At 67.8% G+C, this 25,667-nt stretch carries 24 protein-coding genes and 1 pseudogene; 17 read left to right on the top strand and 8 right to left on the bottom strand.

Annotated elements, in window-relative coordinates:
• Window positions 1-105 precede the first annotated feature (105 nt).
• Genes AC1RR5_RS03280 through AC1RR5_RS03270 form a run of 3 tightly spaced genes read left to right on the top strand, consistent with a single transcriptional unit; the run spans window position 106 to window position 2,560 of the window.
• On the top strand, window positions 106-1,725 hold the full coding sequence (locus AC1RR5_RS03280) for an ATP-binding protein (protein ID WP_492919658.1): 1,620 nt from the start codon (window positions 106-108) through the stop codon (window positions 1,723-1,725).
• 25 nt (window positions 1,726-1,750) lie between these two features.
• The gene (locus AC1RR5_RS03275; protein ID WP_492919657.1) at window positions 1,751-1,900 is read left to right on the top strand and encodes a hypothetical protein; all 150 of its coding nucleotides are present in this window, start codon (window positions 1,751-1,753) and stop codon (window positions 1,898-1,900) included.
• Between the two features lie 15 nt (window positions 1,901-1,915).
• Window positions 1,916-2,560 carry an ankyrin repeat domain-containing protein gene (locus AC1RR5_RS03270; RefSeq protein ID WP_492919656.1) on the top strand — a complete coding sequence of 215 codons (645 nt, stop codon included), beginning with the start codon at window positions 1,916-1,918 and terminating at the stop codon, window positions 2,558-2,560.
• On the opposite strand, the gene phoB is transcribed toward AC1RR5_RS03270, so the two are convergent.
• Genes phoB through pstC form a run of 5 tightly spaced genes read right to left on the bottom strand, consistent with a single transcriptional unit; the run spans window position 2,557 to window position 7,610 of the window.
• On the bottom strand, window positions 2,557-3,249 hold the full coding sequence (gene phoB / locus AC1RR5_RS03265) for a phosphate regulon transcriptional regulator PhoB (RefSeq protein ID WP_492919655.1): 693 nt from the start codon (window positions 3,247-3,249) through the stop codon (window positions 2,557-2,559). The genes AC1RR5_RS03270 and phoB overlap by 4 nt on opposite strands.
• 19 nt (window positions 3,250-3,268) lie before the next feature.
• Window positions 3,269-3,961 (bottom strand): phosphate signaling complex protein PhoU, encoded by a 693-nt coding sequence (gene phoU, locus AC1RR5_RS03260; RefSeq protein WP_492919654.1) that lies wholly within the window; start codon window positions 3,959-3,961, stop codon window positions 3,269-3,271.
• A 23-nt stretch (window positions 3,962-3,984) separates the two neighbouring features.
• Window positions 3,985-4,827, bottom strand: coding sequence for a phosphate ABC transporter ATP-binding protein PstB (gene pstB / locus AC1RR5_RS03255; protein WP_492919802.1), 843 nt, complete (start codon window positions 4,825-4,827; stop codon window positions 3,985-3,987).
• A gap of 58 nt (window positions 4,828-4,885) precedes the next feature.
• Window positions 4,886-6,184: a phosphate ABC transporter permease PstA gene (pstA, locus tag AC1RR5_RS03250; protein WP_492919653.1), complete on the bottom strand. Its 1,299-nt coding sequence runs from the start codon at window positions 6,182-6,184 to the stop codon at window positions 4,886-4,888.
• Complete coding sequence (pstC, locus tag AC1RR5_RS03245) at window positions 6,177-7,610, bottom strand: phosphate ABC transporter permease subunit PstC (protein ID WP_492919652.1); 1,434 nt, start codon at window positions 7,608-7,610, stop codon at window positions 6,177-6,179. Before pstC ends, pstA begins: the two co-directional genes overlap by 8 nt.
• A 397-nt stretch (window positions 7,611-8,007) precedes the next feature.
• Here pstC and AC1RR5_RS03240 point away from each other — a divergent pair, with 397 nt between their 5' ends.
• The gene (locus tag AC1RR5_RS03240) at window positions 8,008-9,762 is read left to right on the top strand and encodes a methyl-accepting chemotaxis protein (RefSeq protein WP_492919651.1); all 1,755 of its coding nucleotides are present in this window, start codon (window positions 8,008-8,010) and stop codon (window positions 9,760-9,762) included.
• 4 nt (window positions 9,763-9,766) lie between these two features.
• On the opposite strand, the gene AC1RR5_RS03235 is transcribed toward AC1RR5_RS03240, so the two are convergent.
• Window positions 9,767-11,179: a sensor histidine kinase gene (locus AC1RR5_RS03235; protein WP_492919650.1), complete on the bottom strand. Its 1,413-nt coding sequence runs from the start codon at window positions 11,177-11,179 to the stop codon at window positions 9,767-9,769.
• A gap of 163 nt (window positions 11,180-11,342) precedes the next feature.
• On the opposite strand from AC1RR5_RS03235, the gene AC1RR5_RS03230 reads away from it, so the two are divergent.
• The 11 genes and pseudogenes from AC1RR5_RS03230 (at window position 11,343) to AC1RR5_RS03180 (ending at window position 23,148) form a co-directional block, all read left to right on the top strand.
• Window positions 11,343-14,600 carry an autotransporter outer membrane beta-barrel domain-containing protein gene (locus AC1RR5_RS03230; protein ID WP_492919649.1) on the top strand — a complete coding sequence of 1,086 codons (3,258 nt, stop codon included), beginning with the start codon at window positions 11,343-11,345 and terminating at the stop codon, window positions 14,598-14,600.
• Between the two features lie 277 nt (window positions 14,601-14,877).
• Window positions 14,878-16,338, top strand: a complete 1,461-nt coding sequence (locus AC1RR5_RS03225; RefSeq protein WP_492919648.1) for an OprO/OprP family phosphate-selective porin — start codon at window positions 14,878-14,880, stop codon at window positions 16,336-16,338.
• An 11-nt stretch (window positions 16,339-16,349) separates the two neighbouring features.
• Complete coding sequence (locus tag AC1RR5_RS03220; protein WP_492919647.1) at window positions 16,350-17,399, top strand: sulfate ABC transporter substrate-binding protein; 1,050 nt, start codon at window positions 16,350-16,352, stop codon at window positions 17,397-17,399.
• Between the two features lie 64 nt (window positions 17,400-17,463).
• Window positions 17,464-18,513 carry a sulfate ABC transporter substrate-binding protein gene (locus tag AC1RR5_RS03215; protein ID WP_492919646.1) on the top strand — a complete coding sequence of 350 codons (1,050 nt, stop codon included), beginning with the start codon at window positions 17,464-17,466 and terminating at the stop codon, window positions 18,511-18,513.
• A gap of 248 nt (window positions 18,514-18,761) precedes the next feature.
• Window positions 18,762-19,397: pseudogene (gene lovK / locus AC1RR5_RS03210) on the top strand (photosensory histidine protein kinase LovK); the annotation flags it as partial.
• Window positions 19,398-19,415: 18 nt separating this feature from the next.
• Window positions 19,416-19,883: a response regulator gene (locus AC1RR5_RS03205; protein WP_492919645.1), complete on the top strand. Its 468-nt coding sequence runs from the start codon at window positions 19,416-19,418 to the stop codon at window positions 19,881-19,883.
• The gene (locus tag AC1RR5_RS03200) at window positions 19,883-20,155 is read left to right on the top strand and encodes a SemiSWEET family sugar transporter (protein WP_492919644.1); all 273 of its coding nucleotides are present in this window, start codon (window positions 19,883-19,885) and stop codon (window positions 20,153-20,155) included. Before AC1RR5_RS03205 ends, AC1RR5_RS03200 begins: the two co-directional genes overlap by 1 nt.
• 76 nt (window positions 20,156-20,231) lie before the next feature.
• Window positions 20,232-21,149 (top strand): acetylglutamate kinase, encoded by a 918-nt coding sequence (argB, locus tag AC1RR5_RS03195; RefSeq protein ID WP_492919643.1) that lies wholly within the window; start codon window positions 20,232-20,234, stop codon window positions 21,147-21,149.
• Window positions 21,146-21,811, top strand: a complete 666-nt coding sequence (locus AC1RR5_RS03190; protein WP_492919642.1) for a pyrimidine 5'-nucleotidase — start codon at window positions 21,146-21,148, stop codon at window positions 21,809-21,811. The genes argB and AC1RR5_RS03190 overlap by 4 nt, the downstream gene beginning before the upstream one ends.
• On the top strand, window positions 21,808-22,656 hold the full coding sequence (dapD, locus tag AC1RR5_RS03185) for a 2,3,4,5-tetrahydropyridine-2,6-dicarboxylate N-succinyltransferase (RefSeq protein ID WP_492919641.1): 849 nt from the start codon (window positions 21,808-21,810) through the stop codon (window positions 22,654-22,656). Before AC1RR5_RS03190 ends, dapD begins: the two co-directional genes overlap by 4 nt.
• Before the next feature lie 51 nt (window positions 22,657-22,707).
• Window positions 22,708-23,148, top strand: coding sequence for a DUF805 domain-containing protein (locus AC1RR5_RS03180; RefSeq protein WP_492919640.1), 441 nt, complete (start codon window positions 22,708-22,710; stop codon window positions 23,146-23,148).
• Here AC1RR5_RS03180 and AC1RR5_RS03175 read toward each other — a convergent pair.
• Complete coding sequence (locus AC1RR5_RS03175) at window positions 23,145-23,504, bottom strand: cell surface protein (protein WP_492919639.1); 360 nt, start codon at window positions 23,502-23,504, stop codon at window positions 23,145-23,147. The genes AC1RR5_RS03180 and AC1RR5_RS03175 overlap by 4 nt on opposite strands.
• 98 nt (window positions 23,505-23,602) lie before the next feature.
• Here AC1RR5_RS03175 and fmt point away from each other — a divergent pair, with 98 nt between their 5' ends.
• Together fmt and truA are read left to right on the top strand one after the other, a co-directional pair.
• The gene (gene fmt / locus AC1RR5_RS03170) at window positions 23,603-24,529 is read left to right on the top strand and encodes a methionyl-tRNA formyltransferase (protein WP_492919638.1); all 927 of its coding nucleotides are present in this window, start codon (window positions 23,603-23,605) and stop codon (window positions 24,527-24,529) included.
• A complete protein-coding gene (gene truA, locus AC1RR5_RS03165) occupies window positions 24,529-25,272 on the top strand; it encodes a tRNA pseudouridine(38-40) synthase TruA (protein ID WP_492919637.1) in 744 nt (247 codons plus the stop codon). The genes fmt and truA overlap by 1 nt, the downstream gene beginning before the upstream one ends.
• Here truA and AC1RR5_RS03160 read toward each other — a convergent pair.
• Window positions 25,269-25,667: a DUF3597 domain-containing protein gene (locus AC1RR5_RS03160; protein ID WP_492919636.1), complete on the bottom strand. Its 399-nt coding sequence runs from the start codon at window positions 25,665-25,667 to the stop codon at window positions 25,269-25,271. The genes truA and AC1RR5_RS03160 overlap by 4 nt on opposite strands.

The raw sequence follows: 25,667 nt of genomic DNA, 5'->3' as shown, positions 1-25,667 counted from the left end.
GCGGGCGCTTGCCAGCGTTGCCATCCATCGCCTGAATGCGTTTTGAGTTCACGCATTCATTCAAGGCCTTAAGGCCGCAGCGCCGCAGGAAAGCCGACGCCACGCATGGCCGCCGACGAACACGACCGCTCCTCCCACCCGACCAAGGCCCTGCACTCGCGCGCGTTCCTGGACGCCGTGGTCGAGAGCGTACCCGCCATGCTGGTGGTCAAGAACGGCAAGGACGGCCGCTTCGTGCTGGTCAACCGCGCCGGCGAGGAGCTGCTGGGCGTGCCGCGCTCGGCCTTGATCGGCCGCAACGACGCCGACTTTTTCCCCGCTGACCAGGCCGCCTTCTTCGCCGAGATGGACCGCAAGGTGCTGGAGAGCGACCGCGTCTGGGTCATCGACGAGGAGCCGCTGAAGACCCCGCACAACGGCGACCGCTGGCTGCAGACCAAGAAGATCGCCATCCCCGGCGAAGGCGACGAGAAGCTGCTGCTGATCATCAGCGAGGACATCACCGACCGGAAGAATTCCGCCGTCGCCCTGGAGGCCGCCCTGCAGAGCGCCCAGGCCGCCAGCATCGCCAAGTCGGAATTCCTGGCCAATATGAGCCACGAGATCCGCACGCCGCTGAACGGCGTGCTCGGCATGGCCCAGGTGCTGGCCCAGACCGAGCTGACCGCCCGCCAGCGCGAGATGATGGACGTGATCCTGGGGTCGGGCCGGGTGCTGAACGCCCTGCTCAGCGACATCCTGGACCTGGCCAAGGTCGAGGCCGGCGAGGTCGAGCTGGAGCCCGCGCCGTTCAACCTGCGCGCTGGCCTGACGGCGGCGGCGGCGACCTTCGAGGGCCTGGCCCACCAGAAGGGCCTGACCTTCTCGCTGGATTTCGCCGGCGACTTCCATGAGCGCGCGACGGGCGACGCCCTGAAGATCGGCCAGATCGTCAACAACCTGATCAGCAACGCGGTGAAGTTCACCTGCGAGGGTTCGGTCGCCGTGCGCGCCGCCACCCGCGAGGCCGCCGACGGTTCGATCGAACTGTCGGTCGAGGTCGCCGACAGCGGCGAGGGCTTCACGCCCGAAGTGCAGGCCAGCCTGTTCGAGCGCTTCGTCCAGGGTGACGGCTCGATCACCCGCCGCTTCGGCGGTTCGGGCTTGGGGCTGAACATCGCCCTGCGCTTCGCCAAGCTGATGGACGGCGACATCACCTGCGACTCAACGCCGGGCGAAGGCGCGACCTTCCGCTTCACCGCCCGCCTGGCCAAGGCGCAGGCCGAAGTCCCCGCCCCCGCGCGCCGGGCCGCGCCCGCGCCGTCAGCCGAGCGCCTGCGCGTGCTGCTGGCCGAGGATCACCCGACCAACCAGCGCGTGGTGGAGCTGATGCTGGGGGAAACGGCCGACCTGGTGGTGGCCGAGAACGGCGCGATCGCCCTGGAGGCGTTCGACAGCCAGCCGTTCGACGTGGTGCTGATGGACACCCAGATGCCGGTCATGGACGGGCTGACGGCGATCCGCGCCATCCGGGCCCGCGAACAGGCCGCCGGCGGTGGACACATTCCGATCATCTCGCTGACCGCCAACGCCATGCCGCATCAGGTGGAGGCGTGCCTGGAGGCCGGCGCCGACCTGCACCTGGCCAAGCCGATCACGGTGACGGCGCTGTTCGAGAGCATCGCGGCGGCCGTTGACATGGCCGCCCAGGCGGACGACGAGATCGAGCGTACGGCGGGAGCCTGAGGCAGCCGCCAGGCAGGAGGTCCTCGTGTCCACGCTTCGGGACCAGATCGTGGACCCTGTTCTGCGCCAAGCCGTCGAGGCCGTGGATGCGGGCGACGTCGCCGCCCTGCGCGCCTTGCTGGCCGCCTATCCCGATCTGCCAGGTCGCCGCGCGGCGTTCGAAGAGCCCGCCTAGTTCCGCAGCCCCGCCTTGCTGGCCTTCGTCGCCGAGAACCCGGTCCGCAACGCGCGCCTGCCGCCGAACGTGGTCGAGGTCGCGCGCGTCATTCTCGACGCTGGGACCGCGCCGGCCGACGTGCAGGAAACCCTGGCCTTGGTCGCCTCGGGTCGTGTCGTCCGCGAGGCCGGCGTCCAGGAAGCGCTGATCGACCTGCTGGTCGCGCACGGGGCCGACCCGGCCCAGGCCTTGGACGCGGCCCTGGTCCATGGGGAATTCGCGGCGGCCCGCGCCTTGTTGCAGCGAGGCGCGCCGCCGACCTTGCCGGCCGCCGCCGCCCTGGACGATGTCGAAGAGGCCTCGCGCCAGATGGAGACGGCGAGCCCCGCCGATCGCCACCTGGCCTTGGCCCTGTCCGCGCAGTTCGGCCGGACCGCGATCCTGGAGATGTTGCTGGACGCCGGCGAAGATCCCAGCCGGTTCAATCCGCCGGGCGCCCACGCCCATTCCACGCCCCTGCACCAGGCGGCCTTAGCCGGGCATGCGGACGCCGTCCGGCTGCTGTTGGCGCGCAGCGCGCGGCGCGACTTGCGCGATACGTTGTGGAACGGAACGGCGGCCGACTGGGCCCGCCACGCAGGCAGGCCCGAGATCGCCGCCTTGCTGGACGGGCTCTAGGCCGCGTCCAGGTCCAGCGAGTAACCGGCCGAGCGCACGGTGCGGATGGGGTCGCCATCCGACGAGCCGTTCAGCGCCTTGCGCAGGCGGCCGATGTGGACGTCGACCGTGCGGGCTTCGACATAGACGTCCGAGCCCCAGACGGCGTCCAGCAGCTGTTCGCGGCTGAACACCCGGCCCGGGTGCTGCATCAGATAGTCCAGCAGGCGGAACTCGGTCGGACCCAGGTGGATCTCCTTGCCGCTGCGCTTTACGCGGTGGGCGACCCGGTCGATGATGATGTCGCCGACCGTGATGCGGTCGTCGGCCAGGCCCGGACGAATCCGGCGCAGCACCGCGCGGACGCGGGCCGTCAGCTCGACCATCGAGAACGGCTTCACCACATAGTCGTCGGCGCCGGTGTCGAGGCCACGGATACGATCCGTTTCCTCGCCGCGCGCCGTCAGCATGATGATCGGCACGTTGCGGGTCTCGGCCCGGCCGCGCAGGCGGCGGCAGACCTCGATGCCCGAGACCTTGGGCAGCATCCAATCAAGGATGACCAGGTCCGGGGCCCGCTCGTTGGCCATGATCAGGGCTTCCTCGCCATCGCCGGCCACGCCAACGCGGTAGCCTTCCTTGTCGAGGTTGTAGTGCAGCAGGGTGGCGAGGGCGTCTTCGTCTTCCACCACCAGAACGTAGGGAGTCACTTCAGGTCGCCTCTATCGATTACTGCGCCACGACGTCGAGCTTGGGACGCTGGGAAATCAGTTCGTCGCCGGTCAGCTCAAAATGGATGATCTCGGCGATGTTGGTGGCGTGGTCGCCGATGCGCTCGAGGTTCTTGGCCACGAACAGCAGATGAGCGCAGGCGTTGATCGTGCGCGGATCGCCCATCATGTAGGTCAGCAGCTCGCGGAAGATCGAGTTGTAGTGCTCGTCGACTTCCTCGTCGCGGCTCCACACGCCGATGGCGCGTTGCAGGTCCGAGGTCGTGTAGGCGTCCAGGACGTCCTTCAGGCGGCTCTGCACCAGCTTGCCCATGCGCTCGATCGAGCGGGTCAGGGCGGTCATCGGGTCGGCTTCCGTGAGGATCAGCGCGCGCTTGCCGATGTTCTTGGCCATGTCGCCGCAGCGTTCCAGGCTCATCGAGATCTTCAGCGCGGCGACGGCGTGGCGCAGGTCCACGGCCATCGGCTGGCGCAGCGCGATCAGGCGGAAGGCCTTGCGCTCGATCTCGCCCTGCAGGGCGTCCAGGCGCTCGTCGCCGGCGACCACGGCCTGGGCCAGCGGCGCGTCGCGACGCGCGATGGCGGCGATGCAATCGGCGACCTGGCTCTCGGCGATGCCGCCCATGCGGGTGACTTCGGCCGTGAGGTGGGCCAGCTCTTCGCCGTACGACTTGACGGTATGTTCGGTCATGTCAGCTCTCTCCCGCTTCTCGATTAGCCGAAGCGGCCAGTGATGTAGTCTTGGGTGCGGCTGTCGCGAGGATTGGTGAACATCTCCTCGGTCGGGCCGCTCTCGACCAGCTTGCCCAGGTGGAAGAAGGCCGTGCGTTGCGAGACGCGGGCGGCCTGGGCCATCGAGTGGGTGACGATGACGATGCAGAACTGGGTCCGCAGCTCGTCGATCAGCTCCTCGATCTTGGCGGTGGCGATCGGGTCCAGGGCCGAGCAGGGCTCGTCCATCAGGATCACTTCCGGCGACACGGCGATCGCGCGGGCGATCACCAGGCGCTGCTGCTGGCCGCCCGACAGGCCAGTGCCCGGCTGGTGCAGGCGGTCAGCGACTTCGTTCCAGAGACCGGCCTTCTTGAGGCTGCTCTCGACGACGGCTTCCAGCTCGGCCTTGGACGAGGCCAGGCCGTGGATGCGCGGGCCGTAGGCGACGTTCTCGAAGATCGTCTTCGGGAAGGGGTTCGGCTTCTGGAACACCATGCCGACGCGCGAGCGCAGAACCACCGGGTCGACGCTCTTGAGATTGACGTCATTGCCGTCGATCTCGATCGAACCTTCGACGCGGGCCGAGGGGATCGTGTCGTTCATGCGGTTGATGCAGCGCAGGAAGGTCGACTTGCCGCAGCCCGACGGGCCGATGAAAGCGGTGACCGACTTGCCCGGGATGTCGATGTTGACATCGAACAGGGCCTGCTTCTCGCCGTAGAAGACCTTGACGTCGCGCGCCTTGATCTTGGCCTCGCCGACCGCCGCCGAAGCGTGGCCGTGCGGGACGGAGGTGTGGATCACCGGGGTGTGGGCGGTGTCGTCGGGGCTTTGGACGGTCATGGCGTGTCCGCGGAGAAGGGGCGAAGCGTTGGGGTTCAGGATCTGGGTCATGTGAAACCTACCAGCGGCGTTCGAAGCGGCGGCGCAGGATGACGGCTGCGGCGTTCATGACGATCATGAAGACGAGCAGGACGATGATGGCGGCGGCGGTGCGCTCGTGGAACGCTCGCTCGGAAGCGTTCTCCCAGATGAACACCTGGACCGGCAGCACGGTGGCAGCGCCTGTGAAGCCTTCCGGCACGCCGGGCACGAACGAGACCATGCCGATCATCAGCAGCGGAGCCGTCTCGCCCAGGGCGTGGGCCAGCGACAGGATCGCGCCGGTCATCACGCCGGGCATGGCCAGCGGCAGCACGTGGTGGAAGACCGTCTGGGTCTTCGACGCGCCGACGCCCAGAGCGGCTTCGCGGATCGAGGGGGGCACGGCCTTGAGGGCCGAGCGGGTGGCGATGATCACGGTCGGCAGGGCCATCAGGGCCAACACCAGGCCGCCGATCAGCGGCGAGGAGCGGGGCACGTTCAGCCAGTTGATGAAGAGCGCCAGGCCCAGCAGGCCGTAGACGATCGACGGCACGGCCGCGAGGTTGTTGATGTTGACCTCGATGATGTCCGTCCAGCGGTTCTTCGGGGCGAACTCTTCCAGGTAGGTCGCCGCCAGCACGCCGACCGGGACCGCGATCAGGGCGGTGATGATCAGCATCATGGCCGAGCCCACCACCGCGCCCAGCACGCCGGCCTGTTCAGGTTCGGTCGAGTCGGAGTTGGTGAAGAAGGCGGTGTTGAAGCCCGAGGTGACCGCGCCGGTCTTTTCCAGCTTGTCCAGCCAGTCCAGCTGCTGGTTGTCCAGCTTGCGGTCGCCTTCGGCCGTCGTGCGCTTGATCTCGCCCTTGAAGTAGAGATCGGCGTCGGCCTTGAGCGGACCCGTGAGGGTGATCGTCTGACCGATCAGCTTCGGGTCGGCCTTCAGCTTGTTCAGGATCTGGAAGCCGAAGTCGCGCGACACCAGGTCCTGGACCTTGGTCGAGACCGAGCCCAGGTCGTCGTCCTGGACATTCAACTTCTTCATCACCGCCTCGGCGACGATGTAGTCGTAGTTGACGCCCGAGAGGTCCGACGTGTCGATGCGGTCCGGGTTCAGATAGACTGGCACGCTGAGCGTGTGGGTTTCGAAGGTCGTGTAGCCTTGGCTCACGATCCGGCCGACCAGCACGACCAGGAACACCAGCGCCACGATGATGGCGGCCATGCCCTGGGCCTTGAAGGTCCGTTCGGCGGCGTGGCGCTTCTTCAGCCGGGCTTCCATGGCTGTCGAGGCGGCGGAGCGCGGGGCGGCCGCGCCAAGAGTGGCGTCAGTCATATTGTTCCCGGTACTTCTGGACGATGCGCAGGGCGACGATGTTCAGCGTCAGGGTCACCACGAAGAGGGTGAGGCCCAGGCCGAAGGCCGACAGCGTTTTCGGGCTGTCGAATTCCTGGTCGCCGGTGAGCAAGGTGACGATCTGGACGGTGACGGTGGTCACCGTGTCGAGCGGGTTGACGGTCATCTTGGCCTGCAGGCCGGCGGCCATGGTCACGATCATGGTCTCGCCGACGGCGCGGGACACGGCCAGCAGCATGGCGGCCATGATGCCCGGCAGGGCGGCCGGCAGGACGACCTTCTTGACGGTCTCGGACTTGGTGGCGCCCATAGCGTAGCTGCCATCACGCAGGGATTGCGGCACGGCGTTGATGATGTCGTCCGACAGCGAGGAGACGAACGGGATCAGCATGATCCCCATCACCACCCCCGCCACCAGGGCCATCTGGTTCTGGACTTCCATCAGGTAGGTCGCCAGCGGGCTGGCCGGCAGGGCCGCGCCGATGGCGTTGAAGCCGGCGCGGAACAGCGGGCCCACGGTCAGGGCGGCGAAGAAGCCGTAGACCACGGTCGGCACCCCGGCCAGGACTTCCAGCAGGGGCTTCACCACGCCGCGCACGGTGCGGTTGGCGTATTCCGACAGGTAGATCGCCGAGTAGAGGCCGACAGGCGCGGCGACCAGCATGGCGATCAGCATGATCAGGAAGGTGCCGGCGAACAGCGGCACGGCTCCGAACGCGCCCGCCGAGGCGACCTGGTCGGCGCGCATGGCGATCTGCGGGCTCCACTCGGTGCCGAACAGGAACGCGATCGGGTTGACGCTCTGGAAGAAGCGCCAGCTTTCCCAGACCAGCGAGAGCACGATGCCCAGGGTGGTCAGGACGGCCGCGACCGAGCAGCCGATCAGCAGGACGCTGACCCAGCCCTCGACCCGGTTGCGGGCGCGGAATTCGGTGGAGATGCGCGGGAACGCCAGCAGGAACCCGGCCAGGGCCAGGACGCCGGCGCCGGCCAGCATGCCGATGTTCAGCACGGTCTCGATGCGGCGGGCCTCGGCGACCTTGGCGTCGAGCGCGACCTTGATCTCGCCTTCGTAGGTCACTTCCGACGGAGCCTGCTTCGAAGCGATCGCGTGGGCGTCGCTATAGAAGACGGCCTGGCGGTCCGGCTCCAGCGCCTGGACGGCGGCGGGGCGGCTCGACTGCAGGATCGCGTCCTCGACGCGGCCCCCGAAGGCGGCGCCCAGCAGCAGCAGCAGAGCGGCGGGCACGCCGGCCCACAGGGCCGCGTAGGTCCCGTAGTAGTCCGGCAAGGAGTGGAGGACGCGCTTGCGGCCTCCGGCGGAAGCGACGGCGCGGCGGCGTCCGGCGGCGAAAGCCAGGCCGGAGAACAGCGCCAAAACAATGAGCGAGAGCCAGGTCAGCATGCGTGAGGCTAATCTTGCGCGAATGTGTCGAAGGCCCCGCAGGATCGCCGGCCTTCCCCCGCCGCGATCTATGCCGGGCAGGCGCTGTGCTTATGCGACGGATCTGTGACAGTTTGACGACAGCGCCCGGTCCTCCCTCCGCTCACTGTCGAAAACCACCGGCATCCTGACGCCGGGCGATATGCCGCGCCTGACCGCACGCCCTGCGCGACCCGCACCGAGCTTCTAAATTTCCGCGTTATTTCAAGGCGCTAGAAAGGTCAAATAGATCGCGAGCGATTACATCGCCCCAAAACGGGTGAGATGCGACCTCTGCGCACCTGTTCATTTAGGAGTTGGTGAAGAGCTGCGCCCACAGGTTCGCGTCCAAGCCCCACCGCCCTAGGAAGACGGCACCATGTTCAAGCGTTCGCACGCCCACGCCGTGGAAACCCTGGCCGCCCTCGACAAGTCGCTGGCGACCATCGAGTTCGACACCAGCGGCAAGATCCTGTCGGCCAACGCCAACTTCTGCACGGCCATGGGCTACGGCCTCGACGAGATCGTCGGCCAGCATCACCGCATGTTCGTCGAGCCGGCCCACGCGGTCAGTGAAGAGTATGCGAACTTCTGGCGGAAGCTGGGTCGCGGCGAGTTCGACGCGCGCGAATATCTGCGCCTGGGCAAGGGCGGCGTCGAGATCTGGATCCAGGCCTCCTACAACCCGATCCGCGACGGCCGCGGCCGGGTCTCGCGCATCGTCAAGATCGCCACGGTGATCACCGACGAGAAGCGCAAGAGCGCCGAGGAACGCGGCAAGATGGAAGCCATCTGCCGCGCCCAGGCGGTGATCGAGTTCACGCCCGACGGCCAGATCATCACCGCCAACGACAACTTCCTGGGCGCGTTGGGCTACGCCCTGTCGGAGATCCAGGGCAAGCACCACCGGATGTTCGTCGAGCCGGCCTACGGCGCCTCGGCCGACTACGCCGCCTTCTGGCGCAAGCTGAACGCTGGCGAGTTCGTCGCCGCCGAGTTCAAGCGCCTGGGCAAGGGCGGCCAGGAGGTCTGGATCCAGGCCTCGTACAACCCGATCTTCGACCACAAGCACAACATCACCAAGGTCGTGAAGTTCGCCACCGTCGTCACCGGCCGGGTCCATGCGGTCAACGAGATCGCCCAGGGCCTGGAGCATCTGGCCCACAACGACCTGACCTATCGCATCGAGCAAAGCGTCGATCCGCAGTTCAGCAAGGTCCGCGACGACTTCAACACCGCCATGTCGGTGCTGGACGAGGCCATGGGCGTCGTCGCCCACGCCACCCAGAGCGTCGGGGCCGGCGCCCAGGAGATCTCCACCGCCTCGGAGGACCTGGCCCAGCGCACAGAGCAGCAGGCCGCCAACCTGGAGAAGACCGCCGCGGCCCTGGACGAGATCACCGCCACGGTCGGCCGCAGCGCCGAGGGGGCCAAGCAGGCTTCGGAAGCCGCCACCGCCGCCCGCGCCGACGCCGCCCGCTCGGGCCAGATCGTCGGCGACGCCGTGGCCGCCATGGGCGAGATCGAAGCCAGCTCGACCAAGATCACCAGCATCATCGGCGTCATCGACGAGATCGCCTTCCAGACCAACCTTCTGGCCCTCAACGCCGGTGTCGAGGCCGCGCGGGCGGGGGAAGCCGGTCGCGGCTTCGCGGTCGTGGCGTCCGAGGTGCGGGCCCTGGCCCAGCGCTCGGCGGAGGCGGCCAAGGAGATCAAGATCCTGATCGCCAGCAGCACGGCCCAGGTCGCGCGTGGCGTCCGCCTGGTCGGCGACACCGGCGAGGCCCTGTCGACCATCGCCCTGAAGGTCGGCCAGATCGACGGCCTGATCTCCGAGATCGCCGAGTCGTCGCGCGAGCAGTCCGCCGGCCTCTCGGAGGTCAACACCGCCGTCAACCGCATGGACCAGGTCACCCAGAGCAACGCGGCCATGGTCGAGGAGGCCAATGCGGCTTCCGCCAGCCTGAAACAGGAGTCAGCCGAGTTGTCGGCGCTCGTCAGCCGCTTTGCGACCAGTTCCAACGCCCGGGCGCCGGTCCAGCACCGCCCCGCGCCGGTTCAGGCCCGCATGCCGATCCAGCGGCCAGGCTCGGCCGCCGTGGCGATCAAGACGAACGCCTGGACCGAATTCTAGGGCCCTAAGCCTCGGCCGTGGCCGGAGACGGCGGCGCGACGGTCGCGCCGGCCTTGGCCATCGGCAGGTAGACGCCGAAGGTCGCGCCCTCGCCCTGGACGCTCTCGACCGTCAGTCCGCCGCGGTGGCGGTTCATGATGTGCTTGACGATGGCCAGGCCCAGGCCGGTGCCCGAGCGGTCGCCGCTCTTCTGGCCTTCGACTCTATAGAAGCGCTCGGTCAGGCGCGGCAGGTGCTCGCGCGCAAGGCCCGGCCCCTTGTCGGTGACGCGCAGCACGGCATAGCGCTCGACCAGATCGTGGTCGGGGGTCAGCAGCGACATGCGCTGGGCGGCCGGGTCGCGGGCGGCGGCGGCGGCCTCGGCGGCCAGGCCGGGGAAGATCTCGACCCGCACCGTCTCGCCCTTGGGCGTATATTTGATGGCGTTGTCGACCAGGTTCTGGATCACCTGGATGATCTGGTCGCGATCGCCCTCGACCACGGCCCCCCCGCGCGGCGGCAGCACCGGATCGAAGGTCACGCCCTTGTCGCGGGCCTGCGGGGCCAGGGCGTCGATCACGTCGATGGCGGCCATGGCCAGGTCCACCCGTCCGGCCGGGGCGATGTGCTCGTTCAGCTCGATTCGCGACAGGCTCATCAAGTCGTCGATCAGGCGCGACATCCGCTCGGCCTGGGCCAGCATGATGGCCAGGAACTTGTCGCGGGCGCCCGGATCGTCCTTGGCGTGGCCGCGCAGGGTCTCGATGAAGCCCGACAGCGAGGCCAGCGGCGTACGCAGTTCGTGGCTGGCGTTGGCCAGGAAGTCGGCGCGGGTGCGCTCGCTGCGGCGGGCGTCGGTCTCGTCGCGCAGGGCCAGCAAGGCCAGACGCGAGCGGCCGACGCTTTCCTTCAGCGGCCGGGCATGGGCCAGCCAGGCGCGGCCCTGGGTTCCACCGGTCTCGAACTCGACCACGCCCTCGACATTGCCGAACAGGGCCTCGTCGACGGCCTCCAGCACGCGCGGATTGCGCACGGCGGTGACCAGGAGAGCGCCCTGGTGCTGAATCTTGAAGAGTTCGCGGGCCGCAGCGTTGGCGAACAGGAAGCGGCGGCCGGTCAGGTCGTCGGCCTCTTCGGCGGCGATGACCATCAGCGGATCGGGCAGGCGGTCGAGAATCGCCGCGAAAGGCGGCGCCTCGGCGACGGCGGCCACCGGAACCAAGCCTCCGGAGACCGGAATCACCGCCGACACGGCCGCGCGGCGCGACAGCCACCAACCCGCGCCGCCCGTCGCCAGGGCCGCGATCACGGCCGGAACAGGCTGGGCCACGCCGACCACGGCCAGGCCCAGAATGACTCCAGGTCCAATCATTGAAGGCCAGAAAGCGCTCGCGGGGCGTGTTTCGGACCCGTCCGGGGGCGTGTTCGCCAGCGGCATGTGGAGGCTCACCGATTCAAGCGAGAGGCGATTCGTCGATCCAGATATGGCGCCCCGCCAAGCCATGCGATAGACGGATGACGTTTCAGTACGTGTCACGAGCGAGATGCACCGCATTTTCGCCGCAACGTGACCCGAATTAGGTGCGCCGGTTTCCGTTGGGGTGTCATACGTAATGCAGCGCAAGGTCCTGGTCGCGACAGTCGCGGCCGCTCCTCTCTTGGCCATGGGTTTCGCCGCGATGGCGGAAACCTCGGTCTCCACCGCGCGTACGACGCCCATTGCCACCAGCACGGCAACGGGTTCGGCGGCGGATGATCTGAAGATCACCACGGACGGCTCGATCAAGACGACGACGTCTGGCGCGCTGGTCACGATCGACAGCAACAACAAGGTCACCAACCAGGGCACGATCTCGACGACCGGCGTGAACGACGGCGTCGGCGTGCTGATCATCGGCGGCAAGACCGGCGGGCTGACCAACACCGGCACGATCTCGCTGATCGAGGACTACACCGCCACCGACAGCGACTCGGATGGCGATCTGGACGGCGTGTTCGCCCAGGGCAACAACCGCTTCGGCGTCCGCCTGACCAATGCCGGCACGTTCACCGGCAATATCGAGAACAGCGCCGGCGGCACGATCACGGTCGAGGGCAACAACTCGGCCGGCATGCTGCTGGAAGGCCCGATCGTCGGCAACGTCACCAATCTGGGCACGATCAGCGTCGTTGGCGACAACGCCTATGGCGTGCGGATCGCAGCCCCCGTCACCGGCAAGGTGACCCTGGGGGGCACGATCAACGTCCAGGGCCAGGGCGCGGTCGCCCAGGCCATCGATTCGACGATCGACGGCGCGCTGGTGCTGCAAGGCTCCACCGCCGCCACCGGCTACCGCTACACCTCGCGCCCGACCACGGTCGACGCCCTGAACAAACTGGACGCCGACGACCTGCTGCAAGGCGGCCCGGCCGTGCGCGTGGCCGGCGACGTGACCGGCGGCGTGCTGCTGCAGGGCGCCAACTACTCGACCAAGGTCGGCGCCGACGGCAACACCGTCACCAGCACGACCACGTCCAGCACCTCGGGCTCGTCCAGCATCAGCGTCTCCGGCGGCGCGCCGGCCCTGCAGATCGGCTCGGCCGACAAGAACATCACCCTGGGCGCCGTGGGCGCGGCCGACAACGCCTACGGCCTGGTGGCCAAGGGCGCGATCAGCGCCGCGGGCGTCTATAACGGCATCGCCTCGACCGCCCTGTCGGTCGGCGCCGGCGGCGGTCGCACCACCACCGTGACGGGCGGCATCCGCAACGACGGCCAGATCCAGGCCACCAGCTTCGAGGCCAACGCCACCGCCGTCAGCCTGAACGCCGGCGCGATCGCCAACGAGATCCTCAACCGCGGCGCCATCGCCGCCAGCTCGTCCTCCTATGCCGGCTCGGGCGTCACCGCCTCGGCGCGCGGCATCGTCGTGGGGACGGGCGCGACCAGCACGTCCTTGCGCAACACCGGCTCGATCACCGTCGGCCGCGTCGGCGAGACGGGCGACGCCGTGGCGATCCTCGACCAGTCGGGCACGCTGAAGACGATCACCAACACCGGCTCGATCCGCGCGGCCATCAGCGCCCCGGCCTTCAAGGCCGACGGCACTTCCGCGACGACCACGGCCACGGGCCAGGCCATCGCCCTGGACCTGCGGGCCAACAATTCGGGCGTGACCTTCACCCAGTCGGGTCCGGCGGACTATGCGTCGACCACCACCTGGCCGACCACCGACACCGTGACCAGCAGCGACGCCACGACGGTCACCATCGCCCCCAGCATGGTCGGCGACGTGCTGTTCGGCGGCGGTAACGACACGCTGAACCTTTGGAGCGGCACCCTGCTGGGCAACATGTCGTTCGGCGCGGGCCAGGACCGCCTGTCGATCGACGGCGGCGCCGTGGCCCTGGGCAAGCTGAGCGACAGCGACGGCAAGCTCGACATCGCCATCGCCAACGGCAGCCTCGGCATCGTCAACACCGACGCCATCAACGTCTCCAGCCTGACGATGGGCGCCAAGTCCAAGCTGTTGTTCTCGGCCGATCCGGCCGCGGGCCAGAACACCAAGCTGGTCGTCTCGGGCGCCACCAACATCGCCACCGGCGCCGAGCTGGGCATCCGCCTGGCCAACATCGTCAAGGCGCCGACCAGCTTCCTGGTGATCCAGGGCAGCAACATCAATGTCGGCACCATCGGCAGCGGTCTGCTGGCCGAGTCGCCGTACCTGTACGTCGCCACCAGCCGCGCCGACACCAACAACGTCTATATCGACGTGCGTCGCCGCACGGCCGCCGAGATCGGCTTCAACAAGGCCGAGACCTCGGCCTATGACGCCGTGTTCTCCGCCCTGAGCGCCAACAGCGACGTGGCCACCCAGTTCCTGGGCCAGAACACCCGCGACGGCTTCCGCGACCTGTACGACCAGATGCTGCCCGACCAGGGCGAGGGCCTGTTCGCGGCCCTGCAATCGGTCAACCAGCAGATCTCGCAGGCCACGATGTTCCGGCCCGATCCGGGCGACCGTTATGGCCCCGACAGCATCTGGGTCCAGGAAATCAACTCGCTGACCCGCCGCGACACCGACCAGACCCTGGGTTCGGACACGCAGGCCTTCGGCTTCGTCGGCGGCTATGAAGCCATGGGCGACGCCGGCGGCGCGCTGGGCCTGACCCTGGCCTATGTCAGCGTCGAGGAACACGACACCGTCGCCAAGGTCGGCGAGCAGACCACCGCTTCGTTCGTCCAGACCGGCGCCTACTGGCGTCGTTCGGTCGGCGGCTGGCGCTTCAACACCGGCGGCGGCCTTGGCTACGGCTTCTTCCAGGGCGATCGTCGCTTCATCGCGCCGGACAACAACGGCGACGGCCTGGCCGACCTGGTGCTCAAGAACACCGCCGACTGGAAGGGTCTGACGGCCAACGCCTATGCGGGCGTCGCCTACGAGCAGAAGTTCGGTCGCTTCTTCGCCCGCCCCGAAGGCCGCCTGGACTATGTCTGGCTGCGTGAAGGCAAGCGCACCGAAGCCGGTGGCGGCGACGGCTTCGACCTGACCGTCGACAAGCGCACGTCCGACAACCTCAGCGGCGAACTGGGCGTGGTGTTCGGCGCCGACTTCGGCAAGAATGTCTGGTGGCGTCCGGAAGTGCGGGTCGGCTATCGCCAGACCCTGGCCGGCGCGACCGGCGACACCATCGCCCGCTTCAAGGGCGGCAACCCGTTCACCCTGGCGGCCCTGAACGACAAGGACGGCGCCCTGACCGCGGGCTTCGCCCTGCGCGCCGGCACGCCGATGTCGTACCTGGCCCTGGAAGGCGGCGTCGAAGCCACCAAGAAACAGAAGCGCTACAACCTGCGCCTCGCCGGACGTGCGATGTTCTAACGCATGCCGCAAAGGCCCAGCCGGGCCTGAACTTGAGCGTTTGAAATATGGAAAGCCGCCCCGGGAAACCGGGGCGGCTTTTTCCGTATACGGATGCTTAACCGTTCAAGTGTCTGATTTGATGGAAGTTTCGCAGCGTTTTTCGCGACATTTCGCCGCGCCTCCAGAAAAACTCACGGCCGGTTTTCCTAATCTCGATTTGGGAACTAGGGATAATCGTTTTCCCTAGCTCTTGCAGGTTCGGCTCCGCCCAGGCGGCGTCGAGAGGGGAATACACATGACAAAAACCACACTCGCATTGCGCGCCGCGTTGATCGCCGGCGTGTCCCTGCTGGCTACGGCCGGCGCCGCGTCGGCTCAGACGGCGCCCACCAGCCCGGACGAAGCCGCAGCCCGTATCGCCGCCTTGGAGGCTCAGCTCCAGACGCTGCAACAACAGGTCGCCGACCTGAAGGCCGCCACCGCCGCCAGCCTGAAGGACGTGCGCGCTGCTCAGAGCGTCACGAACGTCAGCATCGCGGCCGGCCGCCCGACCATCTCGTCCGGCGACGGCGCCTACAGCGCCACCCTGCACGGGGTGATGCAGTTGGACGCCGCCCAGTACTTCCAGGACAAGGGCCTGCCGGCCGTGCTCGGCAACGCCCGCGACCTAAACAACGGCACCAATTTCCGCCGCGCCCGCCTGGGCGTCGACGGCAAGTTCGCCAAGTATTTCGACTACTCGATCCTGCTGGACTTCGGCGGCGCGGGCACCGACGGCGCCGGCCAGCTGCAGGAGCTGTTCCTCCAGTACAACTACGCGCCCTTCAAGGTCCGGGTCGGCGCCTACGCCCCGAACCTGGGCCTGGAAGACGCGGCCTCGACCAACGGCTCGCTGTTCCCGGAACGTCCGTCCGCCGCCGAAGCCGCTCGCGGCCTGGCCGGCGCCGACCGCCGCATCGCGTTGCAAGGCCAGGTCGTCCAGGAACGCTGGATCCTGTCGGGCGCGGTCACCGGCGCCAAGGCCGGCGACGGCCAGACCTTCGACGAGCAGCTGGGTTATCTGGGCCGCTTCGCCGCCGTGCCGCTGAAGGGTTATGACTGGCTGGTCCATGTCGGCGCCAACGCCAGCGTCGTGGCCACTCCGGCCCAGACCGCGGCCCTGACCGGCGCCTATGGCGTCACCATCCAGGATCGCCCGGAACTGCGCGTCGACGGCACCCAGCTGATCACGACCGGCGCCATCGACGCCAAGGGCGCCCGCCACTTCGGCCTGGAAGCCGCGGCCCAGAAGAAGGGCCTGCTGATCCAGGGCGAATATTTCGACTACAAGATCGACCGCCGCAACGCGGCCGCCGGCGTCACCGACCCGAAGTTCACGGGCTGGTACGTGGAAGGCGGCTGGGTGCTGACGGGCGAGGCCCGCAAGTACAACCCCAACACCTTCGCCTTCGACGCTCCCGCGATCGCCAACCCCTTCGACCCGAAGGCCGGCAAGTGGGGCGCCTGGGAACTGGCCGGCCGCTACTCGGTGCTGGATCTGAACCACCACGAGAATGCGACCCTGGCCGGCGACCGCGTGCGCGGCGGCGAGCAGACCATCTGGACCGTCGGCCTGAACTGGTTCCCCAACTCGGTGACCAAGTTCTCGGTCGACTATCTGGACGTCGACATCGACCGCAAGGATCCGGCCGGCGGCCTGCTGCCGCTCAGCCAGAGCTACCAAGCGATCAACTTCCGCAGCCAGTTCGCTTTCTAAGGTATCAGACGATGACGAAGTCCCGCGACGTACGGTCCTTCGCTCCCTCCCGCCGCGACATGGTCGCGGCGGGGGTCGGAACGGCGGGCCTGGTCCTGGCCGGCGCCGCGCAGGCCAGGGCGCCCAAGGCCGCCACCCTGCTCAATGTCAGCTACGACCCGACGCGGGAACTCTACAAGGAGATCAATCCGGCCTTCGCCAAGTACTGGAAGGCCCGGGTCGGTCAGGACCTGACGATCAGCCAGAGCCATGGCGGCTCGGGCAAGCAGGCGCGCTCGGTGATCGACGGCCTGCAGGCCGACGTGGTCACCCTGGCCCTGGCCGACGATATCGACCAGATCGCCAAGCGCGGCCTGATTAACAAGAACTGGAAGTCGCGGCGGCCCGCCAACTCCGCGCCCTACACCTCGACGATCATCTTCCTGGTCCGCAAGGGCAATCCGAAGAAGATCGCCGACTGGGGCGACCTGGTGAAGCCGGGCGTCAGCATCATCACGCCCAACCCCAAGACCGGCGGCGCGCCGCGCTGGGCCTATCTGGCGGCCTGGGCCTATGCCCTCAAGCGCCCCGGCGGTTCGGACGCCTCGGCCCAGGCCTTCGTCAAGCAGCTGTATTCGCAGGTTCCGATCCTGGACAGCGGCGCGCGCGGCTCGATGACCACCTTCGCCCAGCGCGAGATCGGCGACGTGCTGCTGACCTGGGAAAACGAGGCCCACCTGGCCCGCGAGGAGTTCGGCGCCGACAAGTTCGAGATCGTCTATCCGTCGCTCTCGATCCTGGCCGAGCCCTCGGTCGCGGTGGTCGACAAGGTGGTCGATCGCCGTGGAACACGGACCATCGCCGAGGGTTACCTGAATTTCCTGTACAGCCCGCTGGCCCAGGACCTGATCGGCAAGAACCACTACCGCCCCCGCAACCCGGCGGCGGCGGCCAAGTACGCATCCAAGTTCCCCAAGATTCCGCTGGTGACGATCGACAAGCAGTTCGGCGGCTGGGCCAAGGCCCAGGCCCGGCACTTCGATGACGGCGGCGTGTTCGATCAAATCTACAAACCCGCCTGACGGCGGACGGCATATCTCAAGCTCGCTTTAAAGCGAGCAGCCCGAAAAAACAGAGGCTTCAGTGATGACCCAAGACCTGAACAAGACCACCCGCCGCGGCCTCCTGGCCGGCGCCGGCGCGGGCGCCGCCGCCCTGGCGGCGGGCGGCCTGCCGACCCTGGCCAACGCCCAGGCCGGCAAGACCATCACCCTGCTCAACGTCAGCTACGACCCGACGCGCGAGCTGTACAAGGACATCAACACCGCCTTCGCCAAGTACTGGAAGGACCGGGTCGGCCAGACCCTGGTGATCAACCAGAGCCACGGCGGTTCAGGCAAGCAGGCCCGCTCGGTGATCGACGGCCTGCAGGCCGACGTCGTCACGCTCGCCCTGGCCTATGACATCGACGAGATCTCGGCCAAGGCCAAGCTGCTGCCGGCCAACTGGCAGTCGCGCCTGCCCCAGAACTCGACCCCCTACACCTCGACCATCGTGTTCCTGGTCCGCAAGGGTAACCCCTGGAAGATCAAGGACTGGGGCGACCTGGTGAAGCCGGGCATCGACGTGATCACGCCGAACCCGAAGACCTCGGGCGGCGCCCGCTGGAACTACCTGGCCGCCTGGGCCTGGGCCCTGAAGCAGCCGGGCGGCAATCCCGCCAAGGCCGAGGCCTTCGTGAAGAGCCTGTTCGAGCACGTGCCCGTGCTGGACACCGGCGCCCGCGGCGCCACCACCAGCTTCACCCAGCGTGGCCTGGGCGACGTTCTGCTGGCCTGGGAGAACGAGGCCTACCTCGCCCAGGACGAACTGCCGGGCAAGTTCGACATCGTCTATCCGTCGCTGTCGATCCTGGCCGAGCCACCGGTGGCCCTGGTCGACAAGAACGTCGACCGCCACAAGACCCGCACCATTGCGGAAGGCTATCTGAACTTCCTGTACAGCCCGCTGGCCCAGGAGCTGATCGGCAAGAACTACTACCGCCCGCGCAACGCCGACGTGGCGGCCAAGTACGCGGCCCGCTTCAAGAAGATCCCGCTGGTGACGATCGACGACACCTTCGGCGGCTGGAAGAAGGCGCAAGCCACGCACTTCAACGACGGTGGCGTGTTCGACAAGATCTACCAGCCGAAATAGGCCTTCCTGACGGCCCGCACGTTCCGGGAAGCACGGACGGACCATCAGACAGCACGGCGGGAATCCCTTGGATTCCCGCCGTTTTCGTTTTCAGCGCCCACCTATGTTGGGAACCCGACAAGTTGGCGTACGTTGAGCGTCCACGGGGTGGTGAGAGCTTGACCGCAGGCATGGACGACTATTCGGAATCTGTACGCGATGTCAGCCAGGCCACAGGGCGCAGCCCCGCGGATCTGGAAGCGATCATCGAGGCGCGGACGCACGAGCTGAAGGAAGCCCTGGAGCAGAAGACCGCCCTGCTCCACGAGGTGGACCACCGGGTCAAGAACAACCTGCAGCTCATCTCCAGCCTCTTGCTGCTGCAGAACCGCCGCGTGGCCGATCCGGCGCTGAAGGCGTCGCTGAAAGGCATGCTAGGCCGCGTCAACGCCATCGCCACCGTCCACCGCCGCCTGTTCCAGAGCGAGGACGTCGAGCGCTTCGACGTCTCGGCCTTCATCCGCGACATGGTCGCCGACCTGATGGGTTCGGCCAATCGCGACGATATCCGCATGGAGCTGGATCTGGAGCGCGTCGAGATCCCCGCCTCAAAGGCCGCGCCGTTCGCCCTGGTGGTCAACGAGCTGCTGACCAACGCGCTACGGCACGGTTTCTCGGAGGAGCGCGGCGGCCGGATCTTCGTCGGCGTTCGCCGCGAAGAGGGAAATTTCAGGATCGAAATAACCGACGACGGCGTTGGTTTCGACAAGGACGCCAAACCATCGGGGTTCGGTCTGACCATTGTTCAACTGCTGTGTCAGCAGCTGAAGGCCAAAAGTGAGACGACCGATGCGGCGCCTGGCGTCCGTGTAGTCGTTCTCCTGCCCGTGAACGGGGCGAACTAGGAAGGTTGAGTTATCTTGATGAGCGGTCGTGCGCTCGATGTGCTGATAGTCGAGGACGAGATGCTTCTGGCGATCGAGCTGGAGTACCTCGTCGAGGAAGTGGGTTGCCACTCGCTCGGCTGCGCGATGAGTTCCGACGAGGCGGTGGATCTCGCCGAGAAGCTTCACCCTGATCTGGCCCTGGTCGACGTCCACCTCAGCGACGGCCCGACCGGCGTCGACGTGGCCCGCAAGATCTCGCAGGACTGCGGCGGCGTGGCGCTGTTCATGACCGCCAACGTCAAGCGCTTGCCCGACGACTTCGCCGGCGCCTGCGGCGTGATCGGCAAGCCCTATTCCGAACACGGCGTGAAGACCGCCCTGTCCTATCTGCGGTTCTGCCTGCAGCAGGGCCATGTGCCTGGCCCCGTGCCGGTCGGCCTGACCCTGGCCCCCGCCTATGCCGCGCTATGGGGCCTGGACGACGTCCTGCCCCGAACCGCCTAGTGGCGGTCTCGCCCGTCGCGGCCTTTGTCGGCACCGCAGCCGCCCTGCTGTCGATCACCAGTTTCGCGCCGCAGATTCTTAAGATCTGGAAGGAGAAGGACGCCTCGTCCGTCTCGCTGCGCACCTATATTGTCACCGTTACCGGCTTTGCCTGCTGGATCGTCTACGGCGTGCTGATCAAGGCTTGGCCGGTGATCGCCTCCAACGTCGCCTGCCTGCTGATGTCCGGCGCGGTGCTGGCCATGAAATGGCGGTTCGACAAGCGGCCGTAGGGTCCCTTTTTGATGACAGGGGAGGCGGGGTCCGCTATCGAGGCGCCGCCTATTTCCCCTTCGAGGACAGCAGCCCTTGACCGACGTCGCCGCCGAGGAAGCCGGCTGGGCCACAGCCAAGACCCTGGCCGAGGCCCTGCCCTACATCCAGATCTACGATCGCGAGACGGTCGTGATCAAGTACGGCGGCCACGCCATGGGCCAGGAAGAGGTGGCCAAGGTCTTCGCCGCCGACGCGGTGCTGCTCAAGCTCCTGGGCGTCCACCCGGTGGTCGTGCACGGCGGCGGTCCGCAGATCAGCCGCATGCTGGACAAGGCCGGCGTCAAGTCGACCTTCGTGGACGGCCTGCGTGTCACCGATGAAGCGACCATGGAAGTCGCCGAGATGGTCCTGTCGGGCGCCATCAACAAGGAAATCGCCAGCTGGATCACCCAGGCCGGCGCCGAGGCCGACGTGCGCGGCGTGGGCCTGTCGGGCAAGGACGCTCGCCTGATCACCGCCGAAAAGGTGACCCGGACCAAGAAGGATCCGGACAGCAATATCGAGCAGGCCGTCGACCTGGGCTTCGTGGGCGAGCCGACCAAGGTCGATCCGCACATCATCCAGACGCTGCTGGCCTCGGAAACCGACTACATCCCGGTCATCGCGCCGATCGGCGTCTCGGCCGGCGGAGAAACCTTCAACATCAACGCCGACACCGTGGCCGGCGCGCTGGCGGGCGCGCTGAAGGCCAAGCGGATGCTGATGCTGACCGACATCAAGGGCGTCCTCGACGGCAATGGCGAGCTGATCCGCGAGATGACGGTCGACCAGGCCCGTGAGCTGATCACCTCGGGCGTCGCCACCGGCGGTATGATCCCCAAGCTTGAGAACGCCATCCACGCCATCGAGGCGGGCGTCGAGGCCGTGGTCATCCTGGACGGCCGCCGGCCGCACGCCATGCTGGTCGAGCTCTTCAGCGAACACGGCGCGGGTACGCTCATCTCGCAATGAGCGCCGACCTTTCCCACGTCGACACCTGGCTGTTCGACCTCGACAACACCCTGTACCCGCTGGAAAGCGAGTTCATGGGCCTGATCGAGGTCAAGATGACCGACTTCGTCGAGCGCCTGACCGGGCTGCCCCGTGAAGAGGCTCGCGCGCTTCAGAAGCAGTATTTCACCGAGCACGGCACCACGCTGTCGGGGCTGATGATGAACCACGGCCTGGAGCCCAAGACGTTCCTGGACGAGGTGCACGACGTCTCGATGGATGGCCTCATCCCCAGCCCCGAGCTGCGCGCCGCGATCGAGCGCCTGCCCGGCCGCCGGCTGATCTTCACCAACGGCTCGGTCGGCCACGCCGAGCGGGTGCTGAAACACCTGAACCTGCGCGACCTGTTCTCCGAGATCTTCGCCATCGAGACGGCGGACTACATCCCCAAGCCCTCGCTGAGCACCTTCGACAGGATCAGCAAGCTGCACGCCATCGATCCGCCGAAGACCGCTTTCTTCGAGGACAGCGAGAAGAACCTCGTGCCGGCCGCGCGACTGGGCATGACCACCATCCTGGTCGGGGCCCACGCCAAGGACTCGACCTCCGAACACGTCCATTTCCGCACCAACGACTTAGCCGAGTTCCTGAACTCGGCCCGCCTGCAAGGAAGCCCGCAATGACCGCGACCGTCAGCCTCTCGGATCTGCAAACCGAAGTCGAAGCCGCCTGGGAAGCCCGCGCCGACGTCTCGGCCGCCACCACCGGCCCGGTCCGCACCGCCGTGGAAGAGTCGCTGCTGCTGCTCGACAGCGGCAAGGCCCGCGTCTCGGAGAAGGTCGACGGCGAGTGGATCACCCACCAGTGGCTGAAGAAGGCCGTGCTGCTGTCGTTCCGCCTGAATCCCAACACCGTCATGCGCGCCGGCGCCATGGGCGGCGGCGTCGGTCCGTGGTGGGACAAGGTGGCCAACAAGTTCGACGGCTGGGACGCTCCGCAGTTCGAGGCCGGCGGCTTCCGCGCGGTGCCGGGCGCGATCGTCCGTCGCGGCGCCCACATCGGCAAGAACGTCATCCTGATGCCGTCGTTCGTGAACATCGGCGGCTATGTCGACGAAGGCACGATGGTCGACACCTGGGTGACCGTCGGCTCGTGCGCCCAGATCGGCAAGAACGTCCACCTGTCGGGCGGCGTCGGCATCGGCGGCGTGCTGGAGCCCCTTCAGGCCAACCCGACCATCATCGAAGACAATTGCTTCATCGGCGCCCGCTCGGAAGTCGTCGAGGGTGTGGTCGTGGGTGAGGGCTCGGTCCTGTCGATGGGCGTGTTCATCAGCGCCTCGACCCAGATCATCGACCGCGCGACCGGCCAGGTCCACATCGGCAAGGTGCCGCCCTACAGCGTCGTGGTCCCGGGCAATCGCACCGATCCGAAGAGCGGCCTGGGTCTCTACTGCGCGGTGATCGTGAAGACGGTCGATGCGCAGACGCGGTCGAAGACCTCGATCAACGACCTGCTGCGGGACTAGTCTCCGCGCAAGCACCACCTTAAGGTTGTCCCCGTTCGACGGGGACGACCGATGGGTTCTTTGAATAGCTATTTCACGCTCAGCGGTCGCCTGACGCCGTTGCAGTACTGGCGGATCCAGCTGCGCCTGGCGCTGGCGGCCGCCGTGGTCGTCATCGTGACCTGCTTCGCGACCATCGCCGGCGGCTGGCTGGGCGCGGTTCCCCTGCTCTTCGTGATCCCCGTCGTTCTGGCCGGCTTCGTCGCCGGCCTGCGGCGGCTGCATGACCGGGGCAAGGGCGTCGTCTGGCTGGCGATCTTTACGTTCGGCCCGCTCGCCCTGGTTGCGCCGAGCCGACTGCTGGACCGAAGCGCCTCGACCGGCCTGCTGCTGGGCGCGCTGCTGCTGGCCCTCGCCAGCGTGGTCCTGGCGATCTGGGGCTGGATCGAGATCGGCTTTCTGCGCCAGAAGGGTCCGAACCGCTACGGGCCGGACCCCAAGACCGCCGCCTAGTGCGTCGCCTCGTTCAGCTGCTTCTTGCTCTCGGCCGCGCCCTTCTTGGCGTCCTGCTTGAGCTCGGAGCCGGCTTCCTTGGCCTTGTCGCCGGCCTTTTCGCCCAGCTCCTGGGCCTTGTCGGCGGCGTCGCCGGCGGCTTCCTTCAGCTCGCCCGCGGTCTCCCTGGTGCTTTCCTTGATCGCCGTGCCGGCTTCCTTGACGTCCGGGTCGTTGGCGATGGACTTGGCGGCGTCCTTGATGTCGGAGGCGGCGGCTTGCGCGCCTTCCTTCACCTCGGTGGCGTGTTCCTGCGAGCAGGCGGCTAGGGTCAGGGCCGCGCCGGCGGCGGCAATCAGCATCAGCTTGGAACGCATGGTCGTGCTCCTTGATAAGTCGGCTGGATAACGAAGGCCCACGGCCTAGGTTCCGACTCGCCTTTGCGTCCGGGCGCGCGGGCGTCTAAACCCCCGCCATGCGCATCGCTTTCCTCGGCACGCCCGACTTCGCCGTGACCTGCCTGGCCGAACTGGTCGCCTCCGGCCACGAGATCGTCGCCGTCTATTCCCAGCCGCCGGCCCCGCGCGGGCGCGGCCAGGAGCTGAAGCCCTCGCCGGTCCACGCCTTCGCCGAGGGCCTGGGCCTGCCGGTCCGCACGCCCGTCTCGATGAAGACCCCCGAAGAGATCGAGGCCTTCCAGGCCCTGGAGCTGGACGCCGCCGTCGTGGTCGCCTTCGGCCAGATCCTGGTCAAGGCCGTGCTCGACGCGCCGCAATACGGCTGCTTCAACCTGCACGCCTCCTTGCTGCCCCGCTGGCGCGGCGCGGCCCCGATCCAGCGGGCGATCATGGCCGGCGATCCGGTTACCGGCGTCCAGGTCATGCGGATGAGCGAGGGCCTGGATGAGGGTCCGATCCTGATGTCCGAGCAGGTGGTGATCGCCGCCGACGACACCGTCGCCTCGTTGCACGACAAGCTGGCCGAAGTCGGCGCGCGCCTGCTGCCCGTCGCCCTGGCCGCCATCGCACGCGGCGGCGCCCGCGAGACGCCCCAGGCCGAAGACGGCGTCACCTACGCCAAGAAGATCAAGTCCGCCGAGGCCCGCATCGACTGGACCCGCCCCGCCGCCGAGATCGACCACCACATCCGCGGCCTGTCGCCCTTCCCTGGCGCCTGGTTCGAGGCGCCCTCGGAGAAAGGTCCCGTCCGTGTGAAGGCCCTGCTATCGCGCGTCGAGGCGGCCTCAGGCGCTGCCGGGACCGCTCTGGACGACAGCCTGCTGATCGCCTGCGGCGAAGGCTCCGTGCGCCTGCTGAAGGCCCAGCGCGAAGGCAAGGGCGTCCAGGACGCCGAGACCTTCACGCGCGGCTTCCCGATCGCCGCCGGAACCGTCGTCGCCTGATGCCCCGCTACCGCCTCCTCGTCGAGTATGACGGCCGGCCCTATAACGGCTTCCAGGCCCAGGCCGTGCTGCCCAGCGTGCAGGGCGCGATCGAGGCGGCGGTGAAGGCCTTCAGCGGCCAGGACGTGCGCATCGCCGCCGCCGGCCGCACCGACACCGGGGTCCACGCCACCGGCCAGGTGGTGCATGTCGACCTCGAGCGCGACTGGTCGGCCCAGACGGTGCTGAACGCCCTCAACGCCCACCTGATGCGCGAGGCCGTCTCGATCCTGGAAGCCGAGGTCGCCGAGGGCGACTGGCACGCCCGGTTCTCGGCCAATGAGCGCCGCTACCTCTACCGGATCCTCAACCGCCGCGCCCCGCCGGCCCTGGACAAGGGCAAGGTCTGGCACGTGAAGAAGGATCTGGACGCGGACGCCATGCACGCGGCGGCCCAGCACCTGATCGGCCTGCACGACTTCACGACCTTCCGCGACATGCACTGCCAGGCCAAGAGCCCGGTGAAGACGCTCGACGTCGCCCGCGTGCGGCGGGTGGGCGAAGAGATCCACCTGGATTTCGAGGCCCGCAGCTTTCTGCATCGGCAGGTGCGGTCGATGACGGGGACCCTGGTCGAGGTCGGTGCGGGCCGCTGGACACCCGACGACGTCAAGACGGCGCTGGCGGCCAAGGACCGGCGCGAATGTGGACCCGTCGCGCCGGCCGATGGCCTGTATCTGGTGGGCGTCGGCTACGGCGCCTAGTCGACCAGGTCGGCCGGCACCTTGCCGCCGTTCTCAGACAGCTTCTTGATCACCTGCTTGTGCAGCCAGATGTTCATCGAAGCGCTGTCGCCCTTGTCGCCGGTGAAGCCCAGCTCGTCGGCCAGTTCCTTGCGCTCGGCCAGCGAGCTTTCCATGCCGACCAGCTTCATCAGGTCGACGATCGAGTGGCGCCAGTCCAGCTTCTGCGGATTGGCGGCCGCCAGGTCGTCGAGCACGGCGGTGACGTCGACGGGCTCTGGCGGCGGCGCGACCGGCGCGACGGCGGTCGCGGTGGGCGGCGCTGGGGTCGGCACAGGCTGAGCCGCGCCGGGGGTCGGGGCGGCCTTGGGCTTGTGACCGAAGATCTTGCCCATGATGTTGCTGAGAATACCCAT

The sequence above is a fragment of the Caulobacter sp. GW821-FHT11E11 genome (genome assembly GCF_058808315.1).
The sequence above is the reverse complement of the archived record's forward strand: the minus strand, read 5'-3'. Positions and strand labels throughout refer to the sequence as shown.